Below are 6,000 nucleotides of genomic sequence, written 5' to 3'. Positions count from 1 at the left end.
AAGTCTCAAATCATAATCGATCTAAAACAAATACGCTGTCAATTTCAATATCTCAATGAACTTTTCTATTCCTTCGCTCAAAATAAAAGGCCAAATCTTTGACCCCTCATCCGTTTTGCGGGTGCAAATATACAACGCTTTTTTATTCCTGCAATACTTTTTAAAAAAATATTTCAAAAAATATTTTCGTTGCTATTTTCACCTTTTCAAAGACGCTCGGTTTGTTTCCCAAAGCGGGTGCAAATATAAAATGCTTTTTTCATTAAACTACTATTAAATGACTCTTTTTTAAAAAAAATAATAACCCCTCCTACTCCTATCCTGAAACACAGTTCCTTATCAAAACACACCCCTTCAGAAATACACACGTACCGTTTCAATTCACAAATAATTTACATCTTTGTAACCTTAACGTAACATAGCAATACCACTCATGGGGTTTGAAATCTCACAAGTTTTATTATTAAGTGTTGTCAGTATCCTCCTCGTATCCCTTATCTCAAAAAAATGGATTCGCCTGCTGGTGATTGCGCTCCTTTCCTTGGGCCTCTTATTGCAGATCATCTCGATACAGTTGGGAGGCGCGTTGGTAGATTACAAATTCATCGAGCATTTTAGACTTACCACCGTACAGTCGGTTTCAGGTTTCTTCCTAACAGAAATCATCATTTATACCTTAATATATATAACACTATTTTTCTTCCTGCTGCTAAGTGCGTACCTGCTTCGAAAGCAGCGAGTGCCGAAGGTATTCCTTGGCGCGACATTACTACTTTGCATTTTTGGGTTATCGATACCTTCCGGAATACTTCATAACCTATACACGGTTGGATCTGCAAAGTTTGCCGAAGAAAAATCATTCCACCAATCTTTAAGACAGCTCGGCATTTCACCCCTTGCCTATCAAACAGCCGACAGAATTAAAGCCACCGCGGGTAAAAATATTATCGTCATTTCGCTAGAGTCGTTGGAGCAAGGCTTTATGAATCCACCTTTTTCCGATTTGACCCCACAGTTACAGAAACTTTCTAAGGAACATACGTTCTTTACCATGCACCAGAATCCCGGTAGTGGCTGGACCTCCGGTTCTATGTATACCGCCATTACCGGCATGCCCGCTTTTTTTAAATCAACTGGCAACGAAGTTTTTCAGAATACCTACCAATCAAAAATTGCCTCTTTGGGTCACGTTTTTGAAAAGGCCGGCTACAGCTATTCCTACCTATTAGGAAATAAGGAGTTTTCGGGTATTCAGGACATGCTAGGTACCTATGGGTTTGACGTGATTTCTGAAAAGGACCTAGATACGGTGTATCCTAAATTTTCATGGGGTCTTCACGATAAAGATCTGTTTCACGAGGCGAAAAAACACCTTAGAAAACGCCAACAGCAATCCCAACCGTTTGCTCTTTTCCTGTCTACAATTTCAAGTCATTTTCCCGACGGTGTCTATGATGAACGTTGGGAAGGTATCATCCCATCACAACCCACAAACCTTGAATTCATGACTGCAGCTTCCGATTTCATGGTGGGCGATTTTATGGAATTTTTGGCTTCGGAAGGATTTCTAGACGATACCGTAGTGTATATATTTCCGGATCACCGACTCATGGGTACATCATCCATCGCCACTCAAATGAAACAACCCAGAGAATTGTTTTTCCTAACCACGGCTCCTTCGGAAAAACTAGGGGTTTCGACCCGGACCATCAACCAAATTGACATTCCAAAGCTCATCATTCAAGGCGCTGGAATTGAAACCAATGCCCAATTTCTGTCAGATTACATACCAAAAAACCCTTCTCAATTTATTTTGGAAAATCGTGCAGAGATTACCTCATTGAACGAAGCGTCACTGAAAACGGCCACCTTTGAAGATGGAGTCACGCTGATACGCAACAAAGACCGATCAGTCACCTTGCAATCGAAGGACGCAAATTACGAAGCGGCGCTACCGGCGCTACCTTTGAAGAAGCTCCGAAAAATCTTATTCAATGATGAATTAGAATATATTGGCTATCGCGATGTAAACAAGAAACAGGCTTTTAAGCCGTCTAACCAACCATCCATCGTCTATTCGCTAGGGAAAAAAAACCTCTACAGCTATTACACCAAAGGTGCCTACATAGGAATTGCTAAAGCAGATTCTCTTGAAGTGCAGTTTCAGCCTGAAGAAATGACCATCTTTGATAATTGGACTGCCCTGCAGGATCCCTTTCAGCCGGCAATAGACAAGCTATATCTCAAAAGTTCTGGATATTCAGCCTTTAAAACCCATGGGGTCTCTGAGATCTATGTCGGGTATCAGCACTTTTCACCCAAACGAGGAATGAACCTACTTTATGAACGTGAAGGATCGTATTATATGGATACTTACGATACGTTTGTGGATGCTTCCGCAGCTGAAACCCTACTCGCAACTATAGACACCTTACTACCGAAAAGCAATTTCTTCGCCTTGATTGCACACGACTCGGCAGAGCGTTATTTGCTTCCGTATCATGACGAATGGAAAGGATTAGGGTTTGAAAAATTGGCAACACTATCGTTGCGTGAAGCCTATATTGCGTACCGGAGCGAAGGTCAAATCGTCGAGTTCAAGGATTCTTTATCCTATGAAACCATCTTGCCCATAGCTCCCGTTAAACAACCCATGGAGCAATTCCAAGAGGATCTGGATCGATTTATTGCACATGCCGGAGGCGAGATCGATGGAAAACGGTATACCAATTCACTGGAAGCCCTCAATCATAACTACGCCCTCGGGTTTCGGCATTTTGAACTGGATATCATTGAGACTTCCGACCAGCAATTTGTGGCGGCTCACGACTGGAAGTTTTGGAAAGAAAAAACTGGGTATGAAGGAGAAACACCCGTACCACTCAATACCTTCCGAAAGCATAAAATATATGAGACCTTTACGCCAATAAGCATGACCGAGATCAATGCCTGGTTTAGAACTCATCCCGACGCCGTTTTAGTCACCGACAAGATCAACGACCCGATTCGATTTTCTAGCGAGTTTGTGGATAAAAGCCGACTCAAAATGGAACTGTTTTCACCCGAAGCGCTAGATGCCGCGAAAGACCTCGGACTGCGTGCTGCCATGGCTTCGGAAGCTATTTTAGATCGATTTGGAGCCAACGCGCTAGAGGAACTGCAAAAGCGGAACGTTACTGAGGTCACCTTATCCAGAAAGAACATCGCAAAAAAGAGTGCCCTCTTACGAACCTTAAAAGAGGCAGGCATCAAAGCCTATGTCTATCATGTAAATTTCGGTCCCCAATTTGATGAGACCTATGTTATGAACTATGAGTTTTCGCAGGTCTACGGTATGTATGCCGATCGCTGGCCATTTTAGTTTCATTGTGGTTGTATAACGGGGAAAGTCGTTTTATCTTTGCGCTTTTAACAGCAACAGCATGATCGCAATCACATTACCAGACGGAAGTATTAAGGAAGTCGCCGAAGGAACCACTCCTATGGATGTCGCCCAAAGCATAAGCGAAGGACTCGCTAGAAATGTAATTTCGGCTACCTATAATGATACCAAGGTGGAGACAACGACACCTCTTACGCAAGATGGACGTTTGGTATTGCATACCTGGCGGGACGATTCTGGAAAAGAGGCCTTCTGGCATTCTTCGGCTCACATTTTGGCACAAGCTCTTGAAGAATTATATCCCGGAGTAAAACTCACCATCGGTCCGGCTATTGACACTGGTTTCTATTATGATATTGACGCTGGTGAACATGTCATTTCTGAAAAGGATCTGCCCAAGATTGAGGAAAAAATGTTGGAGATCGCACGTGGAAAACATGAATTTCAGATGCGAGCGGTTACCAAAGAAGAGGCGCTTCAGTTTTACAAAGATCAAGGGAACGAATACAAGGTAGAACTCATTGAAAACCTGGAAGACGGAACCATCACATTTTGTGATCACGACACCTTTACTGATTTATGTCGCGGAGGGCATATTCCAAATACCGGGATTGTAAAGGCGGTAAAATTAATGAGCGTCGCAGGAGCGTATTGGCGCGGTGACGAAAACAACCCGCAGTTAACGCGAATCTATGGCGTATCCTTTCCGAAGCAAAAAGAACTAAAAGAGTATTTAGCCTTACTGGAAGAAGCGAAGAAACGCGACCACCGAAAGTTAGGAAAAGAATTAGAGTTGTTCACTTTTTCACAAAAAGTAGGACAGGGACTACCTCTATGGATGCCCAAAGGAACTGCCCTGCGTGAACGTTTGGAGAACTTCTTGAAGAAAGCGCAGAAGAAGGCGGGATATGAAATGGTAATTAGTCCGCATATCGGCCACAAAGAACTGTATGTTACTTCCGGACACTATGCAAAGTACGGAGAAGATAGTTTTCAGCCTATTAAAACTCCTTCGGAAGATGAAGAGTTCATGCTGAAACCGATGAATTGTCCGCATCACTGTGAAATGTACAAGAGCAAGCCCTGGTCGTATAAAGACCTTCCGAAGCGATTTGCCGAATTTGGCACTGTGTATCGCTATGAGCAAAGTGGTGAGCTACACGGACTCACAAGAGTGCGAGGCTTTACGCAAGATGATGCGCACATTTTCTGTACCCCCGATCAGTTAGATGAAGAATTTAAGAAGGTGATTGATCTGGTACTCTACGTTTTTGGCTCCTTAGGTTTTGAAAAGTTCAAAACGCAGGTTTCCATTCGGGATCCCAAGCAACCTGAAAAATACATTGGCGAAACCCATTTATGGGAAAAAGCCGAACAAGCCATCATCAATGCCGCCAGTGATAAAGGATTAGACTATGTGATTGAAGAAGGAGAAGCAGCCTTTTATGGCCCGAAGCTCGATTTTATGGTGCAGGACGCTCTAGGTCGCAGCTGGCAACTCGGAACGATACAGGTGGATTATAACCTTCCGAAACGCTTTGAACTGGAATATAAGGGAAGTGACAACGAAATGCACCGTCCGGTGATGATTCACCGTGCCCCGTTTGGTAGTATGGAACGATTTGTCGCCATATTGTTAGAACATACGGGCGGGAACTTTCCATTATGGCTTATGCCCGAGCAAGTTGCCATATTATCATTGAGTGAAAAATATGAAAAATACGCTCAAAAAGTTTTAAATTTGCTTGAAAATAACGAAATTCGCGCCCTTGTTGACAACAGAAATGAGACCATTGGGAAGAAGATTCGGGAAGCCGAAATGAATAAGATTCCGTACATGATCATTGTTGGAGAGCAAGAAGAGCAAAGTGATACGGTAGCCGTACGCAAGCACAGTGAAGGAGATTTAGGAAGTATGAGCGTTGCTGAATTTTCGGATTTAATTAACACCGAAATTCAAGAAAATATCGTAGAATTTAATGTGTAATCATAATACTTTATAGTTATAGCAATACGTAGAAGAAGAAGTCGTGGACCTAGACGGGTTCAGAAAGAAGACAAACACCGGATCAACCAAAAAATTCGTGCTAAAGAAGTACGGGTAGTGGGAGATAACGTAGATGTGGATATATATCCCATCAGCAAGGCATTATCAATGGCCGAGGAAAAAGGGCTAGACCTTGTAGAGATCTCTCCCAACGCAGAGCCTCCTGTTTGTAAAATCATGGACTATAAGAAATTTGTCTATGAGCAGAAGAAGCGGGAAAAAGCCATGAAGGCGAAAGCCACCAAAGTAGTCGTGAAAGAAATACGTTTCGGACCCAATACCGATGATCACGATTATGAATTCAAAAAGAAGCACGCTGAAAAATTTCTTTCCGATGGAGCGAAATTGAAAGCCTATGTATTCTTTAAAGGGCGTTCTATCATATACAAAGACAAAGGAGAGATCTTATTGCTACGATTGGCACAAGATTTGGAAGATGTAGGAAAGGTAGAACAAATGCCGAAACTGGAAGGAAAGCGAATGATCATGTTCATCGCTCCTAAGAAGACTAAATAGATACAAGCAAAAGCTTGTCACAATAAAGCGAAATAAATAGTAAAATTTAAGCAAG

General features: G+C 42.5%; 3 protein-coding genes. All 3 read left to right on the top strand.

The window, feature by feature from the left end:
* Window positions 1–433: 433 nt before the first annotated feature.
* On the top strand, window positions 434–3,361 hold the full coding sequence (locus PO830_RS14395) for a sulfatase-like hydrolase/transferase (RefSeq protein ID WP_272854273.1): 2,928 nt from the start codon (window positions 434–436) through the stop codon (window positions 3,359–3,361).
* A gap of 61 nt (window positions 3,362–3,422) precedes the next feature.
* A complete protein-coding gene (gene thrS, locus PO830_RS14390) occupies window positions 3,423–5,369 on the top strand; it encodes a threonine--tRNA ligase (RefSeq protein WP_272854272.1) in 1,947 nt (648 codons plus the stop codon).
* 24 nt (window positions 5,370–5,393) lie between these two features.
* Window positions 5,394–5,945: a translation initiation factor IF-3 gene (gene infC, locus PO830_RS14385; protein ID WP_272854277.1), complete on the top strand. Its 552-nt coding sequence runs from the start codon at window positions 5,394–5,396 to the stop codon at window positions 5,943–5,945.
* Window positions 5,946–6,000 lie beyond the last annotated feature (55 nt).

The sequence above is a fragment of the Altibacter sp. HG106 genome (genome assembly GCF_028561755.1).
Lineage (GTDB): Bacteria > Bacteroidota > Bacteroidia > Flavobacteriales > Flavobacteriaceae > DFVG01.
The sequence above is the reverse complement of the archived record's forward strand: the minus strand, read 5'-3'. Positions and strand labels throughout refer to the sequence as shown.